This window comes from Kushneria phyllosphaerae (assembly GCF_900312995.1).
GTDB classification, from domain to species: Bacteria; Pseudomonadota; Gammaproteobacteria; order Pseudomonadales; family Halomonadaceae; genus Kushneria; species Kushneria phyllosphaerae.
Genome location: NZ_ONZI01000003.1, coordinates 179,198 through 202,625, shown reverse-complemented (window position 1 = coordinate 202,625; position 23,428 = coordinate 179,198). Strand labels below are relative to the sequence as shown.

22 protein-coding genes are annotated in these 23,428 nt (G+C 59.9%); 10 read left to right on the top strand and 12 right to left on the bottom strand.

Annotation, left to right across the window (positions count from 1 at the left end; all coding sequences use genetic code 11):
• The first annotated feature begins 69 nt into the window (after positions 1 to 69).
• From KSP9073_RS10870 to KSP9073_RS10850, 5 genes are all read left to right on the top strand, one after another.
• Entirely contained in the window at positions 70 to 2,769 is a 2,700-nt protein-coding gene (locus tag KSP9073_RS10870; protein ID WP_108842993.1) for a [protein-PII] uridylyltransferase, read from the top strand.
• Positions 2,770 to 2,862: 93 nt separating this feature from the next.
• Positions 2,863 to 3,207, top strand: a complete 345-nt coding sequence (locus KSP9073_RS10865) for an ArsC/Spx/MgsR family protein (RefSeq protein ID WP_108842992.1) — start codon at positions 2,863 to 2,865, stop codon at positions 3,205 to 3,207.
• 31 nt (positions 3,208 to 3,238) lie between these two features.
• Positions 3,239 to 4,264 carry a 2,3,4,5-tetrahydropyridine-2,6-dicarboxylate N-succinyltransferase gene (dapD, locus tag KSP9073_RS10860; RefSeq protein WP_108842991.1) on the top strand — a complete coding sequence of 342 codons (1,026 nt, stop codon included), beginning with the start codon at positions 3,239 to 3,241 and terminating at the stop codon, positions 4,262 to 4,264.
• Between the two features lie 64 nt (positions 4,265 to 4,328).
• A complete protein-coding gene (dapE, locus tag KSP9073_RS10855; RefSeq protein ID WP_108842990.1) occupies positions 4,329 to 5,501 on the top strand; it encodes a succinyl-diaminopimelate desuccinylase in 1,173 nt (390 codons plus the stop codon).
• Between the two features lie 4 nt (positions 5,502 to 5,505).
• Entirely contained in the window at positions 5,506 to 5,910 is a 405-nt protein-coding gene (locus tag KSP9073_RS10850) for a hypothetical protein (RefSeq protein WP_108842989.1), read from the top strand.
• 117 nt (positions 5,911 to 6,027) lie between these two features.
• Here KSP9073_RS10850 and KSP9073_RS17880 read toward each other — a convergent pair whose 3' ends face one another.
• Positions 6,028 to 6,483, bottom strand: coding sequence for a cold-shock protein (locus KSP9073_RS17880; protein WP_108842988.1), 456 nt, complete (start codon positions 6,481 to 6,483; stop codon positions 6,028 to 6,030).
• A 177-nt stretch (positions 6,484 to 6,660) separates the two neighbouring features.
• Between KSP9073_RS17880 and KSP9073_RS10840 the strand changes: the two genes are divergently transcribed.
• Entirely contained in the window at positions 6,661 to 6,897 is a 237-nt protein-coding gene (locus KSP9073_RS10840; RefSeq protein WP_108842987.1) for a SlyX family protein, read from the top strand.
• A gap of 175 nt (positions 6,898 to 7,072) precedes the next feature.
• Here the strand turns inward: KSP9073_RS10840 and trxB are convergent, their stop codons facing one another.
• Positions 7,073 to 8,050, bottom strand: coding sequence for a thioredoxin-disulfide reductase (gene trxB, locus KSP9073_RS10835; RefSeq protein WP_108842986.1), 978 nt, complete (start codon positions 8,048 to 8,050; stop codon positions 7,073 to 7,075).
• 166 nt (positions 8,051 to 8,216) lie between these two features.
• Positions 8,217 to 8,423 carry a zinc ribbon domain-containing protein gene (locus KSP9073_RS10830; RefSeq protein ID WP_108842985.1) on the bottom strand — a complete coding sequence of 69 codons (207 nt, stop codon included), beginning with the start codon at positions 8,421 to 8,423 and terminating at the stop codon, positions 8,217 to 8,219.
• Between the two features lie 256 nt (positions 8,424 to 8,679).
• On the opposite strand from KSP9073_RS10830, the gene acnA reads away from it, so the two are divergent.
• Entirely contained in the window at positions 8,680 to 11,418 is a 2,739-nt protein-coding gene (gene acnA, locus KSP9073_RS10825) for an aconitate hydratase AcnA (protein WP_108842984.1), read from the top strand.
• Positions 11,419 to 11,505: 87 nt separating this feature from the next.
• Here acnA and KSP9073_RS10820 read toward each other — a convergent pair whose 3' ends face one another.
• The gene (locus KSP9073_RS10820; protein ID WP_108842983.1) at positions 11,506 to 12,153 is read right to left on the bottom strand and encodes a hypothetical protein; all 648 of its coding nucleotides are present in this window, start codon (positions 12,151 to 12,153) and stop codon (positions 11,506 to 11,508) included.
• Between the two features lie 167 nt (positions 12,154 to 12,320).
• Positions 12,321 to 13,544, bottom strand: coding sequence for a YeeE/YedE family protein (locus KSP9073_RS10815; RefSeq protein WP_165814228.1), 1,224 nt, complete (start codon positions 13,542 to 13,544; stop codon positions 12,321 to 12,323).
• A gap of 211 nt (positions 13,545 to 13,755) precedes the next feature.
• Here KSP9073_RS10815 and KSP9073_RS10810 point away from each other — a divergent pair, with 211 nt between their 5' ends.
• Positions 13,756 to 15,783 (top strand): S9 family peptidase, encoded by a 2,028-nt coding sequence (locus KSP9073_RS10810; RefSeq protein WP_165814227.1) that lies wholly within the window; start codon positions 13,756 to 13,758, stop codon positions 15,781 to 15,783.
• Positions 15,784 to 15,911: 128 nt separating this feature from the next.
• On the opposite strand, the gene trpS is transcribed toward KSP9073_RS10810, so the two are convergent.
• The 7 genes from trpS to radC form a co-directional block, all read right to left on the bottom strand.
• Positions 15,912 to 16,925 (bottom strand): tryptophan--tRNA ligase, encoded by a 1,014-nt coding sequence (gene trpS, locus KSP9073_RS10805; protein WP_108842981.1) that lies wholly within the window; start codon positions 16,923 to 16,925, stop codon positions 15,912 to 15,914.
• A gap of 111 nt (positions 16,926 to 17,036) precedes the next feature.
• Positions 17,037 to 17,384, bottom strand: coding sequence for a putative signal transducing protein (locus KSP9073_RS10800; protein ID WP_243409200.1), 348 nt, complete (start codon positions 17,382 to 17,384; stop codon positions 17,037 to 17,039).
• Between the two features lie 4 nt (positions 17,385 to 17,388).
• Entirely contained in the window at positions 17,389 to 18,579 is a 1,191-nt protein-coding gene (locus KSP9073_RS10795; protein ID WP_108842979.1) for a class I SAM-dependent rRNA methyltransferase, read from the bottom strand.
• A 102-nt stretch (positions 18,580 to 18,681) separates the two neighbouring features.
• On the bottom strand, positions 18,682 to 19,497 hold the full coding sequence (gene mutM, locus KSP9073_RS10790) for a bifunctional DNA-formamidopyrimidine glycosylase/DNA-(apurinic or apyrimidinic site) lyase (protein WP_108842978.1): 816 nt from the start codon (positions 19,495 to 19,497) through the stop codon (positions 18,682 to 18,684).
• 143 nt (positions 19,498 to 19,640) lie between these two features.
• Complete coding sequence (rpmG, locus tag KSP9073_RS10785; RefSeq protein WP_086620664.1) at positions 19,641 to 19,796, bottom strand: 50S ribosomal protein L33; 156 nt, start codon at positions 19,794 to 19,796, stop codon at positions 19,641 to 19,643.
• 60 nt (positions 19,797 to 19,856) lie between these two features.
• A complete protein-coding gene (rpmB, locus tag KSP9073_RS10780; protein ID WP_086620665.1) occupies positions 19,857 to 20,093 on the bottom strand; it encodes a 50S ribosomal protein L28 in 237 nt (78 codons plus the stop codon).
• Between the two features lie 196 nt (positions 20,094 to 20,289).
• Positions 20,290 to 20,970, bottom strand: coding sequence for a RadC family protein (gene radC / locus KSP9073_RS10775; protein ID WP_108843386.1), 681 nt, complete (start codon positions 20,968 to 20,970; stop codon positions 20,290 to 20,292).
• Between the two features lie 158 nt (positions 20,971 to 21,128).
• Between radC and KSP9073_RS10770 the strand changes: the two genes are divergently transcribed.
• Both KSP9073_RS10770 and KSP9073_RS10765 read left to right on the top strand, forming a co-directional pair.
• Positions 21,129 to 22,142 carry a zinc-dependent alcohol dehydrogenase family protein gene (locus KSP9073_RS10770; RefSeq protein WP_108842977.1) on the top strand — a complete coding sequence of 338 codons (1,014 nt, stop codon included), beginning with the start codon at positions 21,129 to 21,131 and terminating at the stop codon, positions 22,140 to 22,142.
• 140 nt (positions 22,143 to 22,282) lie between these two features.
• Positions 22,283 to 23,371, top strand: a complete 1,089-nt coding sequence (locus tag KSP9073_RS10765) for an SMP-30/gluconolactonase/LRE family protein (RefSeq protein WP_108842976.1) — start codon at positions 22,283 to 22,285, stop codon at positions 23,369 to 23,371.
• Positions 23,372 to 23,428: the final 57 nt, after the last annotated feature.

Sequence of the window (23,428 nt, the reverse complement as noted above, 5' to 3'; positions counted from 1 at the left end):
CCTCTTCGGCCTGTCATTGGCAGGCCCGTGGCGGACGCTGCCGCTCACTGCCTACTACGGTCACCGCCCATGCTGCTGCACCATTACCGGTTCACGCCGGACACCACCCTGATCGACATTGATGCCCTGAAAGCGCGTCTTGACCGGGACGCCTCCCCCATCGGCGCCATTCGAGAGGTACTGGCCGAGATCCGCAGACGTCTGGACGAGCGATTCAAAAACGGGGCAGACATTCGTGATCTGGTGTTTGGCAGGGCTTGGTGCATCGATCAACTGCTGGCGCTGTTATGGTCGCGTCTTGACTGGTGTGATGACGGCATCGCCCTGATCGCCGTGGGTGGCTACGGCCGCGGGGAGCTGCACCCGCACTCCGACATTGACCTGATGATCCTGCTGGAAGGCGATGACGACACGCCCTACCGGGAGTCGCTGACCGCCTTTATCACGATGCTCTGGGACATCGGTCTTGATATCGGCCATAGCGTGCGCTCTCTCACGGACTGCGAGCGCGAGGCACGCGATGACGTTACCGTCATTACCAACCTGCTGGAAACGCGGCGAGTGGCCGGCTTTGAACCGCTTCTGGCGCAGATGCGCCAGCGCCTGGATCAGCTGGACACATGGAACAGTGAAGCCTTTTTCCAGGCCAAGCTTGCCGAACAAAAGGCGCGTCACAAGCGCTTTAATAACTCCGAGCATCATCTCGAGCCCAACATCAAAAGCTCGCCTGGCGGCCTGCGCGACATTCAGACAGTGACCTGGATCGCCAAGCGTCATTTCGGCACCAACATCATCGAAGTGTTGATGCAGCGCGGCTTCATGACAGATGCCGACATGCGCATTGCCAGTCAGAGCCGGGCCTTTCTCTGGCAGGTGCGCTACGCCCTGCACATGATCAGTGAACGCGCAGAGGATCGGCTTTTGTTCGATCATCAGCGCACCATCGCCACCCTGTTCGGCTACCAGGACACGCCGGAGCGGCTGGGGGTGGAAGAGTTCATGCGCCGTTACTATCGCGTGGTGACAGCGCTGGTCGAGCTCAACGACATGCTGATCCAGAACTTCGAGGAAAATACCCTTCAGCACGATCAGCAGCCGGAGGTCGTACCGCTCAATAACCGCTTCGAACTGGACGGGCGGTATCTGCGCATTCGCGGCCCTCATGTGTTCAAGCGTCGCCCTTCCGCCCTGATCGAAATGTTCGTGCTGCTGGCACAGCACCCCGACATTGAAGGCGTGCGTGCCGCCACCATTCGCGCCATTCGCGATCATCGCCACCTGATCGACAACGGTTTTCGGGCCGACCTGCGCAACCGCAGCCTGTTTCTGGAGCTGTTACGCGGTGGCGGCATGGTGGCCCGCGAGCTGGGTCGCATGGCGCGCTATGGCATCCTGGGCAAGTATCTGCCCCGCTTTGGTCACATCATCGGCCTGATGCAGCACGACCTTTTTCATATCTACACGGTAGATGCCCATACCCTTCGTGTGCTGGACGTCATTCAGCGCTTTCGTACCCGCGAAGGCCGCGAGGAGTATCCGCTGTGTGCTGCCCTGATCGCGCGCGTGCCCAAGCTTGAGCTACTGTGGATCGCAGGGCTTTACCACGATATTGCCAAGGGCCGCGGCGGCGACCACTCCAGACTGGGCGCCCGTGACGTTCAGGGGTTTTGCAGTCGCCACGGGGTGCCGCGTCGCGATACGCATCTGGTCAGCTGGCTGATCGAGCATCACCTTTTGATGTCCACGACCGCGCAAAAGCGCGACATCAGCGACCCGGAAGTCATCCGGGAGTTTGCCGCCATCGTTCACGATGAAGTGCATCTTGATTATCTTTACCTGCTGACCGTGGCCGACATCAACGCCACCAACCCGACGCTCTGGAACAGCTGGCGCGCGGCGCTGCTCAGACAGCTGCACGGTGAAACACGTCGCGTACTGCGTCGCGGGCTTGAAAACCCGCTGGACCGTCAGGAGTGGATCGAGGAGACCCGCGAAGAAGCCCGCGCCCTGACCCAGTGCATGGGTGGCGAGTGTCAGGCCGTCGACGCCCTATGGGAGACCCTGGGCGATGATTACTTCCTGCAGTACAGCGCCAGCGAAATCGTCTGGCACACCCAGGGCATCCTGCAGGCCGGCGTAGAGGTCATGCCGTTGATTCTGATCAGCGCCCCGACCGAAGACATGACCGATGGCGGCACCAAGGTCTTTATCCATACCCGCTCGGTCAATAACCTCTTTGCCGCCACCGCCGCAGCCATTGATCAGCTGGGCCTGTCCATCCATGATGCGCGCATCGCCACCTCAAGCAATGACTGGACGCTCAACACCTTCATCCTGCTGGACGGTGACGGCCAGGCCATTCGTGATCCCGCCCGGCTCAGGGAGATTCAGGCACACCTGATCGAGGAGCTCGACGATCCGGACGACTACCCGCGCATCGTCAAGCGTCATACCTCGCGCCAGCTCAAGCATTTTCGCGTGCCCACCCGAGTACTGATCGAACAGGATGAAGCCAATCAGCGCACGGTACTCGAACTGATCGCCGCCGACCGACCGGGGCTTCTGGCCCATGTCGGGCAGATTTTCATGAGCTTTGACATCGCGCTTTCCGGGGCCAAGATCGCCACTCTGGGCGAGCGGGTCGAAGACGTTTTTTTCATTACCGACACCCGGGGCGCACCCCTGACGGACTCGGCACTGCAAAAGGCATTGAGCGAGCGCCTGCGCCAAGTACTTGATGCCGAAGCCGGCATCGCCACGCCCGGTTAACGCCGATCTGTCGAGCACGGTGCACGTCCCGATTTGAGCCTTGTCATGCCGGGCGCCTATAATCGCCGCCCAATGCGTCATGAGAGACATCCCATGCTGAAGCTTTATGGCCTGCCCAACTGCGACCGCTGCCGTCGCGCCCGCCGCCGGCTCGAGGCCAGCGATCAGGAGGTCGAGATGATCGATCTGCGTCGTCTGGCCGATCAGGGCGGGCTGGAGGAAACCCTTCAGCATTTTCTGACATACGTTGACTGGTCCACGCTGCTCAACCGACGCAGTACCACCTGGCGCAACCTGGACGATGCCGAGCGCGGAGATCTGGATCAGACCCGCGCCATGGCACTGATCAAGGCCCACCCGAGTCTGATCCAGCGCCCGGTACTCGATACCGGCACAGAGGTGCTGGTGGGCAAGGCCGTCGACGACTGGCCCGCCTGACCCCTTCCCTTTTTGATTCAAGGAGTTTTTCATGCTGAGTTTTGCACTGGGTATCGGCACCCAGAACCGCCAGGGCGACTGGCTCGAAGTCTATTACCCCGCTCCGCTTCATGCCCCTGAACGCAAGCTCATCGACACCGTGCGCGGCACGCTCGGCGCGCCCGAAGGCAATGTGGCCGTAAGCTTTCTGCCCGAGCACTGTGAAAGCCTGGCCGAGGCCCTGACGCATGCCGGCAATGACGAGCAGGCCGACATCGCTCGCGCCATGGCAGACAGCCATCGCCCGCTGGTGGCCGTGTTTCTTGAAGAGGATCGCGCCCCGGAAAGCGTGCCCGAGGTGTATCTCAAGCTGCACCTGCTGTCGCACCGTCTGGTGAAGCCTCACGGTCTGACGCTTGACGGCATGTTCGGTCTTTTGAAGAACATTGCCTGGAGCAGCGAAGGCGCCATCGACATCGAGGAGCTCAACGACCGTCGTCTGAAGGCGCGCCTTGAAGGCCGCACCCTGTCTGTCGATTGTGTCGACAAGTTCCCGAAAATGACCGACTACGTGGTACCAAAAGGCGTGCGCATTGCCGACACGGCACGTGTCCGTCTGGGCGCCTATCTGGGCGAAGGCACCACCGTCATGCATGAAGGCTTTTGCAACTTCAATGCCGGCACCGAAGGCCCGGGCATGGTGGAAGGCCGCATTTCGGCCGGCGTCATGCTGGGCAGTGGCTCTGATCTGGGCGGCGGCGCCTCGACCATGGGCACGCTGTCCGGCGGTGGCAACATCGTTATCGGTACCGGAGAGAACTGTCTGATCGGCGCCAATGCCGGTATCGGCATTCCTCTGGGCGATCGCTGCACCGTTGAAGCCGGCCTCTACATCACTGCCGGCGCCAAGGTAGCCCTTCTCGACGACCAGGGCGAACTGGTAGACACTGTCGCGGCACGCCATCTGGCCGGACAGAACGATCTGCTGTTTCTGCGCAACTCTCAGACAGGACGTCTTGAGTGTCGTACCAACAAGAGCGCCATCGCGCTCAACGACGCACTGCACGCCCATAACTGAAGCGATGTCAGCGCTGTCCACACATCCGGGCGTCCACGCGGGCGCCCGTTGAATGAAGAGAGTCATGCACAAGGTTTTCGACAACACTGCAGCGACCCGTCAGGCGCCGAGTGAGACACTGTCACTGGCGCTTGAGCTGCTTTCAAGAGCCTCGGTCACGCCCGAAGATGCCGGCTGTCAGACCCTGATCGGTGAGCGTCTGGCACAGCTGGACTTTCATCTGGAGTGGATGGATCAGGGCGAGGTGCGCAATCTCTGGGCCGTGCGCGGTCAGACCGGCCCCACGCTGGTGCTGGCAGGCCACACCGATGTCGTCCCGACAGGTCCTGAACATCTGTGGCAGACACCGCCCTTTTCCCCCTGCATCGATGAGCACGGCTATCTTCGCGGACGCGGTGCGGCCGATATGAAAGGATCGCTGGCCGCGATGGTGACCGCCGTCGAGCGCTTTGTTACCGCCCACCCCGATCATCGCGGGCGGATTGCCTTTTTGCTGACCAGCGATGAAGAGGGCCCGGCACACGATGGCACCCGCGCCGTGGTGGAGATCCTGCGCGCACGAAATGAATCCATCGATTACTGCATCGTCGGCGAGCCCTCCTCCGAGGCGCACTTTGGCGACGTTATCAAAAATGGACGGCGTGGCTCGCTCAACGGCGTCCTGCGCATTCACGGTATTCAGGGTCACGTCGCCTATCCCCAGCTGGCGCGCAACCCCATCCATCAGGCCATGCCGGCGCTGAACGCTCTGGTGGCAGAACACTGGGACAATGGCAATGCGTTTTTCCCGCCGACCAGCTTTCAGATTTCCAACATCCATGGTGGCACCGGTGCCAACAATGTCATCCCCGGCGAGCTGGAGGTGACCTTCAACCTGCGCTTTTCCACCGAAGTCACGGCGCAGGCGCTCAAGACACGCATCGAGGCATTACTCGATACATACGCGCTTGACTGGCATATTGACTGGCAGCTCTCCGGTGAGCCTTTCATGACGGTGCCGGGCGCACTGACCGAGGCCGTCAGCGCTGCTCTTTTTGACATTACCGGATCGTCTCCCCGGCTTTCTACCGGCGGCGGTACCTCTGATGCCCGTTTTATTGCGACACTGGGGCCACAGACCATCGAGTTCGGCCCGCGCAACGCCACCATTCATCAGCGCGATGAACGCATCCTTGCCACGGACCTTGATCTGATGAGTCAGGCCCTTGAATCCACCCTTGACCGGCTGCTGCGATAATCCCATGGAGCACTATCCAGACATCGAGGTTTACCTTGCCTGCAATGATGCCGGGCGTATCTCTCAATGGCTTTCCACGGCGCTGGAGACCAGCGTGACGCTTGAGCGCGCCGGCAAACAGCAGTGGCGGGCAGCGCCAATCTACAAGGGCCAGCGCCTGCCTGTCCTGCTCGTTGAACATGCCGCCGACCGACTGGCCAGCCTCTGGTTTGACAGTGAAATTACACCCTGGCCCAGAGACGCTGATTGTGCTCGCGCCGCAAGCCAGGCGCTGGCGTGTGAAGTGCGCTGCTCACTGGGCGGATGGCAGCCCGGAGATGACCCTGACCGCTTTTTCCAGGTGCTCGCCGATGGCAGCGAAGGCGTGATCCACTGGCCTGATGCCGGCGCTCAGGATGGCAAGAAATAAGACGTCATTGACGTAATCTGTCTTTGAGCTCATCAAAAACGCCCCGCGTTGCGGGGCGTTTTCGTGGTACACCATGTTTTTTTGGCACACCACGAGGATGTTTGAAAAGACGGTCTGTCAGGTGATGACCGTCACATCCTCGGCCTGCAGGCCACGCTCATTCTGGATGGAGTAATAACGCACCCGTTGACCCTCGGCGAGCGTACGATGCCCCTTGCCACGAATGGCACGAAAATGAACGAAGACATCCTCGCCCCCGTCACGGGTGATAAAGCCATAGCCCTTGTTGACATTGAACCACTTGACCACCCCGATCTCGCGATCATCCTTCTCGACTTCCACCACATTGGACAGTGTTGGCGTCAGCACATGCATGGCAAGTGTTGCGATCTCGAGCGTCACAAACGACGCCACGGCAGACAGCGCCCAGATGACGACAAGACCGGGATCAACGGCCATGTCGTCGATAACGACAGGGCTTGCAAGATAGACAAGAAAACCTGCGATAACCGGCGTTAAAAGCGCCAGCAGCAGGCTGATAATGGTACAGCGCCAGATGGTTTTTGAACTCATGACGATACTCTGCTTCAAACGTTTATCGGATTGTTTACTCGGACCGTCCCCATCCCGCGTATCCCCATGATGCCCCTTGCTCACGGGATGTGAACCCAGCCACCGGCCATTCGACCGGATGTTTAACGTACGGAGATCAACGACATGAACACACCTCCGCAACACGCTGATTCTAACATGCACATTGACACTACGCTTAAGCAGGTGATAGAGCGTGCTAACGATATGGAGAGCCGCCTGGCCTGGCAGGAGGACTGGCTGGAGCGTCTGGATGACGCGGTGATCAAGCAAAATGCCACCATTGAAAGACTGGAGCGTCTTTGCAATCTCATGGCCCAGCGCCTGGGAGAGCAGCGTGACAGCCTTGAATCCCTGCAGTCCGACAGCGCTCAGGAGCGACCGCCGCACTATTGATCGGATCCCGAATGACAATTCGGATGCCTTGGGTCAAGCAGGGCGCGACGGTGAAAAGTGATCACGGTATTGGTGACAGAGATTGGCGACAGGAACCGGCGACAAAAAAAGAGGGAAGGCTCAGAGCCTTCCCTCTTTTTGCATCATGATCGCCCGCGATCAAAAACGATCCTGTTTACCAGGCCGAATGCGGCACGCTTGGATCCAGACCATCCAGATAGCGCTCGGCATCCAGCGCTGCCATGCAGCCACTGCCGGCCGAGGTGATCGCCTGACGATAGATCTGGTCGGCCACATCACCGGCGGCAAAAACACCCGGAATGCTGGTGGCCGTGGCGTTGCCTTCAAGGCCTGACTTGACGGTGATGTAGCCATCTTTCATGTCCAGCTGGCCCTGGAACAGGTCCGTGTTAGGGCGATGACCGATGGCCACGAACAGCCCCGGCGCTTCGAGCTCGCGCGTACTGCCATCCGTCATGGATTTGAGCCTGACTCCCGTGACGCCGGAACCATCGCCGAGTACCTCATCGACCATGGTGTTCCATTCGATCGCCATGTTGCCGTTGTCGACCTTGTCGAACAGCTTCTGCTGCAGAATTTTCTCGGCGCGCAGACTGTCGCGACGATGCACCAGCGTCACTTTCGAGGCGATGTTGGAGAGATACAGCGCTTCCTCAACCGCCGTGTTGCCACCGCCCACAACCACGACTTCCTTGTTGCGATAGAAAAAACCATCGCAGGTGGCGCAGGCAGACACGCCCTGTCCCTTGAACCGCTCCTCGGATTCAAGACCGAGATACAGTGCGGTGGCGCCAGTGGCCACAATCAGAGCGTCACAGGTGTAACTGCCCTGGTCACCCTTCAGCCTGAAGGGACGTTCGGTCAACGTCACTTCATTGACGTGGTCAATGCGGATATCGGTGTCAAAACGCTCGGCATGGCGACGCATGCGCTCCATGAGCTCGGGGCCTTGTACACCACTGTCATCACCCGGCCAATTGTCGACATCCGTGGTCGTGGTCAACTGACCGCCCATTTCCATGCCGGTCAGCAGCATCGGAGACAGATTGGCGCGAGCTGCATAGACCGCGGCGGAATAGCCGGCCGGGCCCGAGCCCAGAATAATCAGCGGATGATGGCTGGCATCACTCATGACATAACCTCAACAGAAATCGACAGAAATTGGATGGCGCCCAGTGTAACACTGCACATGACCTGCTTCAGCGTCCGGGCAGACATGATCGACATGTCTTATTGTGAGGGGGCGTATAGCCTGCAGCCAATCGGCGATGGCAATGACACTCATTGTCTGCAACCGCTCAGGCATCGTCATCACGTCCGAGCGTGACCGACTCCAGACTGTCATCGAAAAGGGAGATCGTCACCGTGACGACAATCGGCGCACAGCACCACTGGCAGTCAACCCAGGTCATATGGGAGCCCTGACTGGTGTCAATATCGATATCATTCATGGCGTCGCAATAGGGGCAATGCGCCTGCCACGATATTAGCCTTTGGTCGTGCATAGGGGGCTTTCGCCTTGAAATACTTGAACGAAACGGGCGGTAAACTGTTATGCTAGCGCCACGAAGTTTGTCGACAATGTAGGCAGACCGACACAAGGTCATATTGCAGGTATGCTTACTATACTCATCAGGAAACAACAGCTCACGCTGAAAAACGTTCCCTGATGCGGCGTACCGGCCATGCGTTATCGCCTCTCCTGACGGAGGTTATCAAGCCGCATGGTGCGGGTCCGGAATCCGATGATGAGGAGGCCTCATGAGCCCTGATAACACCAAAGGCACGCTTAGCGAGCTGACGGTCGGTAACACCACCTACCACTACTATAGTCTCAAAAAGGCAGCCGAGCAGTACGGCGATTTTACGCGCCTGCCCTTTACCCTCAAGGTGCTGCTTGAAAACCAGCTGCGCTTTCAGGACGGCGTTACCGCCACTGAAGACGATATCCAGGCACTGGTAGACTGGCAGAAGGAAGCCCGCTCCACGCGCGAGATCGGCTATCGCCCGGCTCGCGTACTGATGCAGGACTTCACCGGTGTTCCCGGCGTAGTCGACCTTGCAGCCATGCGCGATGCGGTCGCCAAGCTCGGCGAAAAGCCTTCTCGCATCAATCCGCTGTCGCCGGTGGATCTGGTCATTGACCACTCGGTCATGGTCGACGATTACGGCAACCCGGAAGCGTTTGAAGACAATGTCAAGATCGAGATGCAGCGTAACCACGAGCGCTACGAGTTTCTGCGTTGGGGTCAGCAGGCCTTTGACAACTTTAGTGTGGTTCCGCCCGGCACCGGCATCTGCCACCAGGTCAACCTTGAGTACCTAGGCAAGTCGGTCTGGACGAAGGAAGAAGACGGCAAGACCTTCGCTTTCCCCGACACGCTGGTCGGCACCGATTCCCACACCACCATGATCAACGGTCTGGGCGTGCTGGGCTGGGGCGTTGGCGGTATTGAAGCCGAAGCGGCCATGCTGGGTCAGCCGGTATCCATGCTGATCCCCGAAGTCATTGGCTTCAAGCTGGAAGGCAAGCTCAGGGAAGGCATCACGGCCACTGACCTGGTACTGACCGTCACCCAGATGCTGCGCAAGAAGGGCGTGGTCGGCAAGTTCGTTGAATTCTACGGTGATGGCCTCAAGGACCTGCCGCTGGCCGATCGTGCCACCATTGCCAACATGGCGCCGGAATACGGGGCGACCTGTGGTTTCTTCCCGATCGATGACGAAACCCTGACCTACATGAAGCTCACCGGGCGTAGCCAGGAGCAGATCGAGCTGGTCCAAGCCTATGCTCAGGAACAGGGCATGTGGCGCGAGGCAGGCCACGAGCCGATCTTTACCGACACCCTGTCGCTGGATATGGATAGCGTCGAGGCAAGCCTGGCCGGCCCGAAGCGTCCGCAGGATCGCGTTGCCCTGACCGACATGAGCGCCACTTTCGAAAAGCTGCTGGCAGACCAGTCAAAGGATGCACCGGCGAAGGAAGAAGGTCGCTGGCAAAGCGAAGGTGGCAGCACCGCGCCCTTTGTCGACAATAGCTTCAACGAAGAGCCCAACATCGAGCACCGCGGACATAACTTCCGCCTGCAGGATGGTGCGGTCGTCATCGCCGCCATCACGTCGTGCACCAACACCTCCAACCCAAGCGTGCTGATGGCGGCAGGCCTGGTAGCCAAAAAGGCCGTCGAGAAGGGACTGACCAGCAAGCCCTGGGTCAAGACCTCACTGGCCCCCGGATCCAAGGTCGTCACCGATTACCTGGCCACGGCTGGCTTCCAGGAGCCGCTTAATGCACTGGGCTTCAACCTGGTCGGCTACGGCTGCACCACCTGTATCGGCAACTCCGGCCCGCTCCCCGAGCAGATTGACGCCGCGATTCAGGATGACAACCTGACGGTTGCCTCGGTGCTTTCCGGTAATCGTAACTTTGAAGGCCGCATTCATCCGCTGATCAAGACCAACTGGCTGGCGTCACCGCCCCTGGTCGTGGCCTATGCGCTGGCCGGCAACGTGCGTCTGGACATCTCCAAAGAATCACTGGGCAACGACCGCGACGGCAATCCGGTCTATCTCAAGGATATCTGGCCGTCCCAGAAGGAGATCGCCGAAGCCGTCGAACGTGTTCGCAGCGATATGTATCGCAAGGAATACGCCGAGGTCTTTGACGGTGATGCCGCGTGGCAATCCATCGACATCACCCCGGGTGAGGTTTATGAATGGTCGAAGGATTCCACCTACATCCAGCATCCGCCGTTTTTTGAAGGCATGGGCCGCGAGCCGGAACCGATCCAGGACGTCAAGAACGCCAGCGTTCTGGCCAAGCTGGGCGACTCGGTCACGACCGACCATATCTCTCCGGCCGGTTCCATCAAGCCCGATAGCCCGGCAGGTCGCTACCTTCAGGAGCACGGCGTCGAGGTCAAGGACTTCAACTCCTACGGTTCCCGTCGCGGCAACCACGAAGTCATGATGCGCGGCACCTTTGCCAACGTGCGTATCCGCAATGAGATGCTCGACGGCGTTGAAGGTGGCTTCACTCGCTACGTGCCCAACGGCGAACAGATGGCCATCTATGATGCCGCCATGAAGTACGCCGAAGAAGGTACGCCGCTGGTCGTGATTGCCGGCAAGGAATACGGCACAGGCTCGTCACGTGACTGGGCCGCCAAGGGTACTCGCCTGCTGGGCGTTCGCGCGGTCATCGCCGAGTCCTACGAGCGTATTCACCGCTCTAATCTGATCGGCATGGGCGTTTTGCCGCTGCAGTTCCCGGAAGGTGAAGACCGCAACTCGCTGGGCATGACCGGTGATGAAACCATCAGCATTTCCGGTCTTGGTGATCTGAACCCGGGTGCCAGCGTGAAGGTCTCCATCACCTTTGCCGATGGCAATACCAAGGAACTCGACGCGCTTTGCCGCATCGATACCGTCAACGAGCTGGAGTACTACCGTCATGGCGGTATCCTCCACTACGTGCTGCGCAGCATGCTGCCGAAATAAGCAGCGCCTGCCATACAAAAGGCCCCATCCATGGATGGGGCCTTTTTTTATCCTCGAACGGACAGGCCGTCTGTCAGTGACAACTGGTCAGAACGCCCCGGACACCTGCCGACGTGCCCAGAGCCACAGCTCTACAATGGCCAGCAGCATCAGGGCATAGCCCAGCGTCTCGACACCCTCTTCCACAGTGGATTTGATCTCGTAGAGGTACTGCGCCTTCAAAACGGCTTCCCAGAAAATGCCTCGCCCCATCAGGCGTGAAAAAACATAGACCGTGACAAAACCGCTCAGGAAAAGACCAAAGGACATCTGCTGCATGTAGCGACAGCACTCATCCAGTACACGCAGGCGGTAGCGCACCAGAAACACGAGGGCCGGCACCAGAACCAGCGCCACCAGCCACTGCCAGAGATCGTCAAATACGCGATCGAGCATGAAATCCTGCTCACGGATCAGCGAGGCCAGCAAAAAGGCGAACATCAGCACCACCCCGTGGCGATACACACCCATCACACGAACCTTCCACAGAAGAATCAGGCTGGCCAGCAGCATGAAGGTCTGGGAAATTTCAGCGAAGGACGCTTCGGTGAACTGATCCTCAAGGTCTCTGGGCAGCGCATCCCAGTACATGCACTGGCAGATCAAGGCAATAAAGAAGAGATAGGCAACGTAGCGATAGATGCTGTTAAGCGTCTGGCGTCGCTTGGCGGGGGTCAACGAATTTGAAACTGACATGCCACTTCCGTAAATCATAAGCGTGTTAACAAATTATTATACCTTTTATTGTTAAAAAAAAATTACCAATTTGCGCCAATATGTCATGGTCCAGCAGGTTAGCGAAAGGACAGGGTCGGAGATGCCATCAGGCATCTCCGATTTGTCTATCGAAAGAATCCGGGGGCTCAGCAGCCGCTGACGGCCGGACGCGCGGGCTGAGCAAAAAAGAAGGGACGCAGCTTTACCCCGACCATGTTGCCGGCAAAGGCAAAGACCATCCATACCCAGCCGTGCAGGCTGCCTGAAGCGATACCGCTGAAATAGGCGCCGATGTTGCAGCCAAAGGCGATACGCGCGCCATAGCCCAGCATCACCCCGCCGATCACGCAGGCCAAAAGCGAGCGCAGCGGAATCCTGAAACTGGGCTGAAATCTTCCCGCCAGTGCCGCGGCCAGCATCGCCCCCAGAATGATGCCGATGTTCATGACGCTATTGATGTCGTGCCAGATGCTCTGGCTCAGCGCCTGGGCATTGCCCGGCTGCTGCCAGTAGCTCCACTGCCCCGGATCCATTCCCAGGACCTGAATGCCCTTGGCGCCCCAGAGCGCAAAGGCAGAAGTAATGCCCCAGGGCTTGCCGGACAGCGCCAGCGTTGCAAAGTTGAGCAGTGCCAATGCTACCGCACCAAAAAGCAGTGGCCATGGGCCCCGCAGCCAGCGCGCCGTACCGCGGCGCTCGGCCGGCACCGCCGCGGCTTCCAGACTGCCGTGCCGACGACGTTCCAGCCAGACGGTGACCGCAGCGATCACGGCAAACAGCGCAAGACTTGTGGCGATACCGGGTCCTGCTCCCAGCTCAACCAGCGATGTCGGCTGAAATGCCGGTAGCGACGACCACCAGTCAAAGTTGATGGTGGCCAGTACCGAGCCGACAATGAAAAAGAGCAGCGTCACGACCATGCGGGCATTACCACCGCCGGCCGTAAACAGCGTCCCGGAAGCGCAGCCGCCACCGAGCTGCATGCCAATGCCAAACATGAAGGCGCCCACCATCACCGACACGCCGATGGGAGAGACAAAGCCCCGCACCGGATGGTCAAACAGCATGCCGGCTGACAGCGCTGGAAAGAAAAGCACCACTGCAACCGCCAGCAGTACCATCTGCGCCCGTAGCCCACGCCCGCGGCGCTCAAGAATAAACACGCGCCACGCAGAGGTGAACCCAAAGGCGGCATGATAGAGCACCAGCCCCAGCGCGCCGCCTACCAGCATCAATGCCCCCTGTGTCACGCTGATGGCACTCCCCACCAGCAGAAGTGCAACCAGCAAAAGTGCCACTGAGCCCCAGACAATGGGCGATTGATGCAAAGGCATCTGCCGGGACTGGTCGGCGTTGGCCACCTGCGTCATAACATTACTCCTGTCATATTCCTGCTCCCGTCATCCCTTTTTTCGGAAATAAAAAAATGGTTATCCATATTTTATAGGCATAAAGCCTGGCTCTGAAATAAACGCTGGCTAACGGATTCATCAGGCCCTGGAAACACACGTACGTTATGCTGTCGAACTCAAGATGACGCCGTAGATTGATACGGCCACCGGCTATCGGTACAAGGAGTTCATGATGTGCTGGATCAATGTAGCGCTGGCCGCCGTGCCGGCCAGCCAGACCCCCTCGGCAGGCGCCGGCCCGACAAAGGATGTGGCGCTGATCGAGCGTCAGCGCCTGTTTGGCAATCCCAGCCGCGTGCAGGGACGCTTGAGCCCGGATGGACAGTGGCTGTCCTGGATTGCCCCTCACAATGACGTGTTAAACCTGTTTGTGGCGCCCACTGATCATCCCGACCAGGCCCGGGCCCTGACACACGAAGACACTCGCCCGATTCGAAGCTACTTCTGGTCACCGGACAGCCAGCAGCTTTTGTACGTTAACGACCAGGGCGGCGATGAAAACTTTCGCCTGTATGGCGTAAGCGTGGCCAGTGGCGAGCAGCGTATTCTCACGCCGCAGGAAGAGGTGCGCGTGCAGGTACTGGGAGTAAGTCGCCATATCAGGGACCACATCATGGTCGGCATCAACGACCGTGACCCGCGCTGGCATGACGTCTACCAGCTCAATCTCGACAGCGGCGAGCTGTCGCTGGTGCTGCAAAACGACGGCTACGGCGGTTTTTTGCTGGATGAAAATCTGGAGATTCGTCTGGCCGAGAAGCCCCGCGCCGATGGTGGCGAAGACTTCTTTCGCGTCAACGACCTGACCGTCGAGAGCGAACCGTTTACCTCCATCAGCTTTGAAGACAGCGCCAACACCGGGCCGGCCGGGTTTACCCGCGATGGTCGCACCATGTACTGGATCGACAGTCGCGGACGCGATACAGCGGCCCTGACAGCACAGGACTGGGAAAGCGGCGAGTCCCGCGTGATCGCCCAGTCACCAAAGGCCGATATCACCGGCGTGATGGCCGACCGGGACAACCACGACATTCAGGCCTGGGCGGTGGATTATCTGCGCACCGAATGGACCGCCATTGACCCGAGCATCGGTGAAGCATTGACCTTTCTTGATGAGCAGCTCAAAGGCGATGTTAACGTCACCTCGCGTACGGATGACGACCGCCGCTGGATCGTGGTCAATGACCCGGTCACGGCACCTGCCGAAACCTGGCTCTTTGATCGCGACGCCCTCACGCTGACCTCACTGTTTGTCAGCCGTCCGGAGCTTGAAGGCGCACCGCTTGCCGGCATGACGCCGCTGGCGCTCACCTCACGCGATGGTCTGACACTGGTCTCCTACCTGACCCTGCCTGCCGGCAGTGACGCCGATGGCTTCAAAACGCCGGACGCCCCGCTACCAATGGTGCTGCTGGTCCATGGCGGCCCCTGGGCGCGTGACAGCTACGGCAGCAACAGCTACCACCAGTGGCTGGCCAACCGCGGCTACGCGGTCCTGTCGGTCAACTATCGCGGTTCGACCGGGCTTGGCAAGTCCTTCACCTCTGCCGGTGACGGCGAGTGGGGCACCACCATGCATGATGATCTGATCGATGCCGTGAACTGGGCGGTGGATCAGGGCATTGCCGATCGGGACAGGGTCGCCATCATGGGCGGCTCCTACGGCGGCTATGCCACGCTTGCCGGGCTTACCATGACCCCTGAGGTCTTCGCCTGTGGTGTCGATATTGTCGGACCGTCAAATCTGACCACCCTGCTGGACAGCATTCCGCCCTACTGGGAAGCCGGACGCCAGCAGATGTATCGCCGCATGGCCGACCCCAATACCGAGGCAGGCCGCGAATGGCTGAAGGCGCGCTCGCCGCTGACCCACGCTGACCGTATCCAGCGTCCGCTGCTGATCGGTCAGGGGGCCAACGACCCGCGCGTCAAGCAGGCCGAGAGTGATCAGATCGTCGACGCCATGCGCGAAAAGTCGATTCCCGTCACCTATGTGCTCTTCCCCGATGAAGGCCATGGTTTTGCCCGTCCGGCCAATAACATTGCCTTCAATGCCATTACCGAAGCGTTTCTGGCTGAATCGCTGGGCGGCCGGTTCGAGCCGATCAATGATGCGCTGGCACCTTCTACTGTCACCGTGCCGCATGGCGCCGAGTACACGCCAGGACTTGAAGCCGCACTCAGCACGAAGGACTGATTCACCTCACGTTTGGAATGAATAGGTCTGGAATAAAAAAGGGCCGCCTTCATGAGAAGGCGGCCCTTTCCTGTCTCTGCCAATGGATCATCATCGGCAGTCAGCGCATCAGCGGCGACAGGGCTGGATCAAACGAATCGACCCAGACCTACCGCCGGACGCAGACGCTCCAGCAGCGTATTGGCCTCACTGCGGGCACGTTCGGCGCCCTTTTGCAGCACCGACTCGATATGGCCCGGGTCCTGCATGAGACGCTCATACTCACCACGCGGCGCCTCAAGTTGCGCGTTGAGGTGCTCAAATACGGCATTTTTGGCATCACCCCAGCCGATCCCCTCGGCGTAGCGCGTGCGCATGGCCTGCTCTTCGCTTTCGCTGGCAAAGGCCGAGTAGATCTGAAACAGCGTGCAGGTCTCGGGATCCTTGGGCTCACCCGGCTCCAGCGAATTGGTCTTGATCTTGCGGATCAGCTTCAAGAGCTTTTTCTCGGAAGAAAACAGCGGGATGGTGTTGTCATAGCTTTTGGACATCTTGCGCCCGTCCAGCCCGTTGAGCGTCTGCACGCGCTCATCCACCACCGCTTCGGGCAGCGTGAAGTAGTTGCCCTTGTAGACATGGTTGAAACGCCCGGCCATGTCGCGCGCCATCTCGATGTGCTGGACCTGATCGCGCCCGACCGGCACGCGATTGGCATTGAACAGTAAAATATCGGCCGCCATCAGCACCGGATAGCTGAAAAGCCCCATGGTGATGCCACGGTCCGGATCGGGACTGCCGTTTTCCTCGTTATCCGTGACAGACGCCTTGTAGGCATGCGCGCGATTCATCAATCCCTTGGCACAGACGCAGGAGAGCATCCAGGCAAGCTCGGTCGTCTCGCGAATGTCTGACTGGCGATAAAAGATCGCGTTGTCCGTATCCAGCCCCAGCGCCAGCCAAGTGGCTGCGATCTCCAGGCGCGACTGCTGCACCCGTTTGGGATCACTTGCCTTGATCAGCGCGTGCAGATCGGCCAGAAAATAGTAGGACTGAACGCTCTCGTCCTGACTTGAGGCAATGGCGGGGCGAATGGCACCGACGTAATTGCCCAGATGGGGGGTACCGGTCGTGGTAATGCCGGTCAGTACTCGTGTGCTGGTCATGAACGCAACGTCTGCTCGGTGATGGAAAACGGCGCGGATGAAGTCATCGCGTGAAAGTCGCCATAGTGTAACGCGCACGGAACGACCGAGCGACAGGCACGCCCTCAGGGGCTACGGATCCGGCCGCTCAAGCCCGCACTGCCAGCAGGTGTCAAAGTGGTCGTCATGCCACTCGCCACAGTGCTGGCAGCGCCAGCCCCGCAACAGCCGTGCCCCGGGAGAGACGACTGCTTCAGCGCCCTGACGCCACTGATCGATCACGACCCGAGCGCGCGCCTCATCTTCCGGCATGACCCAGAGCTCGGGTTCGCAGTCGATGGGGGCCAGATCGCCCATACCGCCGGCCAGTATCCAGTTGCGCAGATCGCACGGGATACCGGCCCCCTCGAGCAGGTTGCGCACATGCCCCACCAGCAGGCTGTTGGGGTGCGAAAAGACGCGAACCCGGCGCAGCATCATGGCCTCAGTCGCGGAAGATACGCACGCCCATCGCCTTGAGATAGGCCGTTTCCGGAATGGACGGATGGATGGGATGATCACCGCCCTGATGCCCCTGATAGATCAGCTGGGCATGACGGTCCTGATGGCGGGCCGAACCGCGCACAACGTCAATGAGCCGGTCGCTGGCCAGATGCATCGAGCAGGAGGCCGACATTAACAGTCCATCGCGGCCCAGCAGACGGATTGCTTCCCGATTGAGTCGTCCGTAGGCCCGCTCGCCGACATTGATGTCCTTGCGCTTGCGAATGAACGCCGGCGGATCGAGCACAATCACATCAAACTGCTCATCGGCCGCCTTGAGCTGGGCGAGCGCTTCAAAGGCATCGCCCTGCAGCGTGGAGACGCGATCTTCCACCCCGTTAAGCGCGGCATTGCTTGTGACGCGCTCAAGCGCCGGGGCCGAGGCATCAACACAGACCACTTCCGAGGCACCGGAGACCGCGGCCTGTACGCCCCAGCCGCCGATATAGCTGAACACATCCAGCACCCGCTTGCCGGACACCTGGGCATTGAGCCAGGCACGGCTATCGCGGTGATCAAAGAACCAGCCGGTCTTCTGGCCACCCACGACGTCGGTTTCAAAACGCACGCCGTTTTCTTCCAGCGCCACGGGACCATCCAGCGCCCCCTGAACGATCTCGACATCCCCATCGAGCTGCTCAAGACGACGCCCGGCGGTGTCACCGCGCAGAACGATCACACGTGGCGACAGCACCTTGTTGAGCGCATCAATGATCTCGTCACGCACCTTCTCCATGCCGAGCGTATTGAGCTGAACCACCACCACATCATCAAAGCGGTCGACCACCAGCCCGGGCAAAAGATCACCCTCACCGTGCACCAGACGATAGAAGGGGCGCGAGTAGAGACGCTCGCGCAGCGACAGCGCCTGCTTGAAGCGGTGCACCAGCAGGGAGCGACCGAGCATCACTTCGGTATCGCGCGAAACGATGCGGGCGCACAGCAGTGCATTGGGATTGACATAGGCCACGGCCATGGCGCGCCCGTTGGCCGCCTCGACGATGACCTGAGCGCCGGGCTTAAAGCTCTTGAGCGGCGTTTCAGCGATGTCGATCTCGTTGGAGTAGAGCCATAGATGGCCCGCCTTGAGACGACGATCGGCGTTTTTCTTGAGACGAAGACGTTGGGTCACGACAGCTTCCGGAATTGATAATAAAAGGGGCACAAGCGTATTACCCGCCATTCTATCAGCTGGGCATCGCCACGGCAGTGTGTCGTATGGCCCTGATGGCGACTAACGCTGGCAGTGCGGGCAGAATACGCTGGCGCGCTGACCGATGGTCATCGAGCGAAGCTCGCTACCGCACACGCGGCAAGGCTCGCCACCACGACCGTAGACGTTCAGGCGCTGGACGAAATAGCCAGGTTCCCCGCGCCCGCTGACAAAGTCACGCAGCGTGGTGCCGCCCTGCTCGATCGATGCGGCCAACACCTGCCTGATGGCCTCCGCCAGGCGCTGATAGCGCGCGCGTGACACCTTGCCCGCCTCGACCCGCGGGTCGATACCCGCCATGAACAGCGCCTCGGCAGCGTAAATATTGCCCACACCGACGACCACGGCGCTGTCCATGATGAAGTTCTTGACCGCCACTCGCTTGCCACGCGAGCGCTGATAAAGCTGACCACCATGGAAATCGTCACCCAGCGGTTCGGGCCCGAGGGCAACCAGTCGCCGATCGCTCATGGGGTCGCCTTCAATGAAGTCCACCAGCCCGAAGCGACGCGGGTCGTGATAGCGCAGCACCAGACCTGAGCTCATGACCAGATCAATGTGGTCATGCTTGCGCGGTTCGGTACCGATCTCGACCAGACGCAGACTGCCGGACATGCCCAGATGCCAGAGCAGATGCCCTCCGGCCACCGGCAGCAGCAGATACTTGGCGCGCCGGGTGATGTCACCGATGCGCTCACCGGTCAGACGCTCGGCCAGCCCCTCCGGGACAGGAATACGCAGACGGTGATGGCGAACGATGACTTCATTGATCTCGAAACCCGCCACCCACGGCGCAATACCGCGACGGGTCGTTTCGACTTCAGGCAGCTCGGGCATGAGGTTCTAATGTGACAGCGTTGAAGAAAGGACGGTGACGCAGCGGATGACGGCCTGATGGCCGAGCATCAGATACAAAAAGACCCGGCCATGACCGGGTCCTTTCAGGCCACCCTGACGGGCGGCACGCAAAGCGCCATCAATTACTTGATTTTGGCTTCACGATACATGACATGCTTGCGTACGACCGGGTCGTACTTTTTGAATTCCAGCTTGTCAGGAGTGTTGCGCTTGTTTTTGTCGGTCGTATAGAAATGACCGGTACCCGCGCTTGAAACCAGCTTGATCTTGTCACGCATGTTATTGCTCTCCGCATTCAAGCGCGCCAGGCGCTTGAGGTGTAATCACGAACCGTCGTCTCAGACGCTCAGACCATTGGCACGCAGATCCTTGAGGACCACTTCGATGCCTTTCTTGTCGATGATACGCATGCCCTTGGAGGACAGACGCAACCTGACAAAGCGCTTTTCGGACTCGACCCAGAAACGATGCGTATGCAGGTTGGGGACGAAACGACGACGCGTCTTGCGCTGAGAGTGGGAAACGTTGTTACCAGTCACCGGACGCTTGCCGGTAACCTGACAGACTTGTGACATGGAAGCCTCCAGCCGTGAGCCCGAACGGGCCGCACATGAGTGTCTATTAAGTATTCGGGCAAACCGGTGAGAAGTGGCGGGCGATACGCCTCCCTGCCCCCTGTTCATAACCCGCAGAAAGTCAAAGGGCGTACTTTATACCAGAGCGCCCCCTGCTCGGCAAGTACGCCTTGATATAATTGCCTGTGCACCGCCATCAGCTCTGGAGCCAGCCTCGCTCGGCAAAGGAGGTGACCTCACCGTCACCGACCACAAAATGGTCCAGCACTCGAATATCGAAAAGCCCCAGCGCATCGACCAGCCGGGTCGTGATACGACGATCGGCATCGCTGGGTTCGGCCACCCCGGAGGGGTGATTGTGCGCAAAAATCACCGCCCCGGCATTGAGCGCCAGCGCCCGCCGGGCGACCTCACGCGGATAAACGGCAGCGGCGTCCAGCGTGCCAGTAAACAGTTTTTCAAAACGCAGCACCCGGTGCTGACTGTCCAGAAAAAGCGCGGCAAACACTTCATGGCCAAGGTCACGCAGATGCGCACTCAAAAAGCGACGCACCATATGCGGTGAATTGAGCGCATCACCGCGCATCAAAAGCGTTTCCAGATGCCGACGCGACAACTCAAGCGCCGCCTGCAGCTGCACGTACTTGGCATCTCCTAGCCCATGGGCCTGGCAAAACGTTTCACGACTGGCGTCCAGCAGCGGCCGCAGCCCATCGAATTGACTTAAAAGATCGCGCGCCAGATCCACCGCCGAGCGACCCTTGACGCCAACCCGCAAAAAGATGGCCAGCAGCTCGGCATCCGAGAGCGCCTGCGCGCCCAGGTTGATCAACTTTTCCCGCGGCCGTTCCCCTTCCGGCCAGTGACTGATACCCACACCACTCTCCAACAGCATTGCCTGATAAAGGGTTAACGGCGCTTTCCCATCGAACTAAAGCCAGACGAGTGAGCTTTCAACAGGCCATCACCTGTGCATGCCCTGCGAAACAGCCACTACGCTTTCCATGACATGCAGTTCACCACAGGAGAATCACGATGCGTCTTTATACCCTGCCCAAAACCGGTGCCATTAGCGATTTGACGCTCACCGAGCGTGACACCCCCCGCCCGGCGCGTGGTCAGGTGCTGGTGCGCATGCGCGCGGCGTCACTGAACTATCGCGACCTGATGGTTGTTACAGGCAAGTATGGTCGCGGTGGCGTGGCCCCGAATCGCGTGCCGCTGTCCGACGGCGCCGGTGACGTCGTCGAGATTGGTGAAGACGTCACCCGCGTGGCGGTTGGTGATCGTGTCGCCGGCATCTTCATGCAGAACTGGCTGGGCGGTGAGGTCAATGACAGCCACCCCGGCTCGGCACTGGGCGGCGCCGTCGATGGCGTCCTCAGTGACTATGTCCTGTTCGACCAGCAGGGGTTGGTCACCCTGCCCGAGCACCTCTCTTTTGAAGAAGGTGCCACCCTGCCCTGCGCCGCCGTCACGGCCTGGAATGCCCTGTATTCCGGCAAGTCACCGCTCAAAACCGGCGACAGCGTGCTGTTGCTGGGTACGGGCGGCGTCTCCATGTTTGGCCTTCAGTTCGCCCGCGCCGCCGGCGCCCGGGCCATTCAGACGTCCTCCAGCGACGACAAGCTTGCCCGCGTGCGCGAACTCGGCGCTGATGCCACCATCAACTATCGCCAGACGCCTGAATGGCAGCAGGAAGTGCAGCGACTGACCGACGGCCGCGGTGTGGATCACGTGGTGGAAGTTGGCGGTGCCGGCACCCTGCCCCGTTCGATCGAATCTGCCCGCCTGGGCGGTCAGGTCAATCTGATTGGTGTACTGACCGGTGGCGAGATCAATCCGACCGATATCATGCGCAAAAGCGTGTTGATGCGGGGCATCTTCGTGGGCTCACGCGAGATGTTCGAGCAGATGAACCGCGCCATCACCCAGCACCGGATCAAGCCGGTCATTGATCGCACCTTTGCCTTTGACGATACCCATGCCGCCTTTGAGCATCTGGAAAGCCAGCAACATCTGGGCAAGGTCGTTATTAACCTTGACTGAAACGGCACCAACACTGCCGGGCGCCCGTGCCCGGCAGTGTCGAAGGCCCCTCCTGGCATATAGGCGGATACCCAAACGACTCGACATCCCCTAGCGTAGCGCTGACCAATGTTAGCGCTAACAACTCAAAGGGGATATCAATGGACACACAACAGGATTGCGACAGCGGCCTGCGTCGTCATTTTCTCAAACAGTCACTTGCGTGCAGTGCCGCCGCTGTTGCCGGTGTCTCGCTGACACAGCCGGCCGCGGCGCAGCCGCTCAATCAACGCTATCCCGACCCGGCCGTCAAAATTCTCGACGAGCACTTTCTGGACCTGCGCCTTTTCAATGCCAGCGTTGAAAAGCTGGCAGATGGCCTGCGCTGGGCCGAAGGTCCGGTCTGGTCCGGCGATGGTCGTTACCTGCTGGTCAGCGACATCCCCAATAATCGCATCATGCGCTGGGACGAGATCAGCCAGTCGCTGGGCGTCTATCGGGAGAATTCAAACTTCTCCAATGGCATGACGCGCGACCTGCAGGGCCGCCTGATCGTCTGCGAAGGCTCCACCACGCACGATATCGGTCGTCGCATTACCCGCACCGAACCTACCGGTGAGATCACGGTGCTGGCCGACAATTTCGAGGGCAAACGTTTCAACTCGCCCAACGATATTGTGGTCAAGCGCGATGGCTCAATCTGGTTTACCGACCCGCCGTTTCAGGCCGGTGGCTATTATGAAGGCCACAAAATCGAGACCGAACTGCCGCATGGGGTCTACCGCATCGATGCAGACACCCTGACGGTGACGCGCGTTATCGACAATATCGCCGGCCCAAATGGGCTGTGCTTCTCCCCTGACGAGCAACGTCTTTATGTGGTGGAAGGGCGTGCCAAACCGGATCGGCTGGTCTGGGCCTATCAGGTCAATGATGACGGCACGCTGGGCGCGCGCCATCAGCACATTGTGGCAAAGGATTTTGGCGGGCTCGATGGCATCAAGTGCGATGAGAAAGGCAATCTATGGTGCGGCTGGGGCAGCTCGGGCTCTCCCGATGCGGACCCGGAAGCCCTGGATGGCGTCCGCGTGTTCGACCCCGAGGGCAAGGCCATCGGCCACATCAGCCTGCCGGAGCGCTGCGCCAACCTGTGTTTCGGCGGCCCACAGGGCAATCGGCTGTTCATGGCCGGCAGCCATTCGATTTACTCGATTTTTGTCAGCGTGCGCGGTGCACAGTATCTGACCTGACCCCGGAGACAGTATCTGGCCTGACCGGCAGCAGGAGAACGTGTTGCGCTCCTGCTG

What these genes read in the sequence shown, in the direction of transcription:
- KSP9073_RS10850 (WP_108842989.1), top strand. Translation starts at nt 5,506, where the DNA reads ATGGAGCACTATCCAGACATCGAGGTTTACCTTGCCTGCAATGATGCC.
- mutM (WP_108842978.1), bottom strand. Translation starts at nt 19,497, where the DNA reads ATGCCCGAGCTGCCTGAAGTCGAAACGACCCGTCGCGGTATTGCGCCG.
- rpmG (WP_086620664.1), bottom strand. Translation starts at nt 19,796, where the DNA reads ATGCGTGACAAGATCAAGCTGGTTTCAAGCGCGGGTACCGGTCATTTC.
- KSP9073_RS10815 (WP_165814228.1), bottom strand. Translation starts at nt 13,544, where the DNA reads ATGACGCAGGTGGCCAACGCCGACCAGTCCCGGCAGATGCCTTTGCAT.
- trpS (WP_108842981.1), bottom strand. Translation starts at nt 16,925, where the DNA reads ATGACCAGCACACGAGTACTGACCGGCATTACCACGACCGGTACCCCC.
- KSP9073_RS10820 (WP_108842983.1), bottom strand. Translation starts at nt 12,153, where the DNA reads ATGTCAGTTTCAAATTCGTTGACCCCCGCCAAGCGACGCCAGACGCTT.
- KSP9073_RS10870 (WP_108842993.1), top strand. Translation starts at nt 70, where the DNA reads ATGCTGCTGCACCATTACCGGTTCACGCCGGACACCACCCTGATCGAC.
- rpmB (WP_086620665.1), bottom strand. Translation starts at nt 20,093, where the DNA reads ATGTCACAAGTCTGTCAGGTTACCGGCAAGCGTCCGGTGACTGGTAAC.
- dapD (WP_108842991.1), top strand. Translation starts at nt 3,239, where the DNA reads ATGCTGAGTTTTGCACTGGGTATCGGCACCCAGAACCGCCAGGGCGAC.
- KSP9073_RS10810 (WP_165814227.1), top strand. Translation starts at nt 13,756, where the DNA reads ATGATGTGCTGGATCAATGTAGCGCTGGCCGCCGTGCCGGCCAGCCAG.
- KSP9073_RS17880 (WP_108842988.1), bottom strand. Translation starts at nt 6,483, where the DNA reads ATGAGTTCAAAAACCATCTGGCGCTGTACCATTATCAGCCTGCTGCTG.
- KSP9073_RS10765 (WP_108842976.1), top strand. Translation starts at nt 22,283, where the DNA reads ATGGACACACAACAGGATTGCGACAGCGGCCTGCGTCGTCATTTTCTC.
- trxB (WP_108842986.1), bottom strand. Translation starts at nt 8,050, where the DNA reads ATGAGTGATGCCAGCCATCATCCGCTGATTATTCTGGGCTCGGGCCCG.
- acnA (WP_108842984.1), top strand. Translation starts at nt 8,680, where the DNA reads ATGAGCCCTGATAACACCAAAGGCACGCTTAGCGAGCTGACGGTCGGT.
- KSP9073_RS10830 (WP_108842985.1), bottom strand. Translation starts at nt 8,423, where the DNA reads ATGCACGACCAAAGGCTAATATCGTGGCAGGCGCATTGCCCCTATTGC.
- KSP9073_RS10770 (WP_108842977.1), top strand. Translation starts at nt 21,129, where the DNA reads ATGCGTCTTTATACCCTGCCCAAAACCGGTGCCATTAGCGATTTGACG.
- KSP9073_RS10865 (WP_108842992.1), top strand. Translation starts at nt 2,863, where the DNA reads ATGCTGAAGCTTTATGGCCTGCCCAACTGCGACCGCTGCCGTCGCGCC.
- KSP9073_RS10800 (WP_243409200.1), bottom strand. Translation starts at nt 17,384, where the DNA reads ATGATGCTGCGCCGGGTTCGCGTCTTTTCGCACCCCAACAGCCTGCTG.
- dapE (WP_108842990.1), top strand. Translation starts at nt 4,329, where the DNA reads ATGCACAAGGTTTTCGACAACACTGCAGCGACCCGTCAGGCGCCGAGT.
- KSP9073_RS10840 (WP_108842987.1), top strand. Translation starts at nt 6,661, where the DNA reads ATGCACATTGACACTACGCTTAAGCAGGTGATAGAGCGTGCTAACGAT.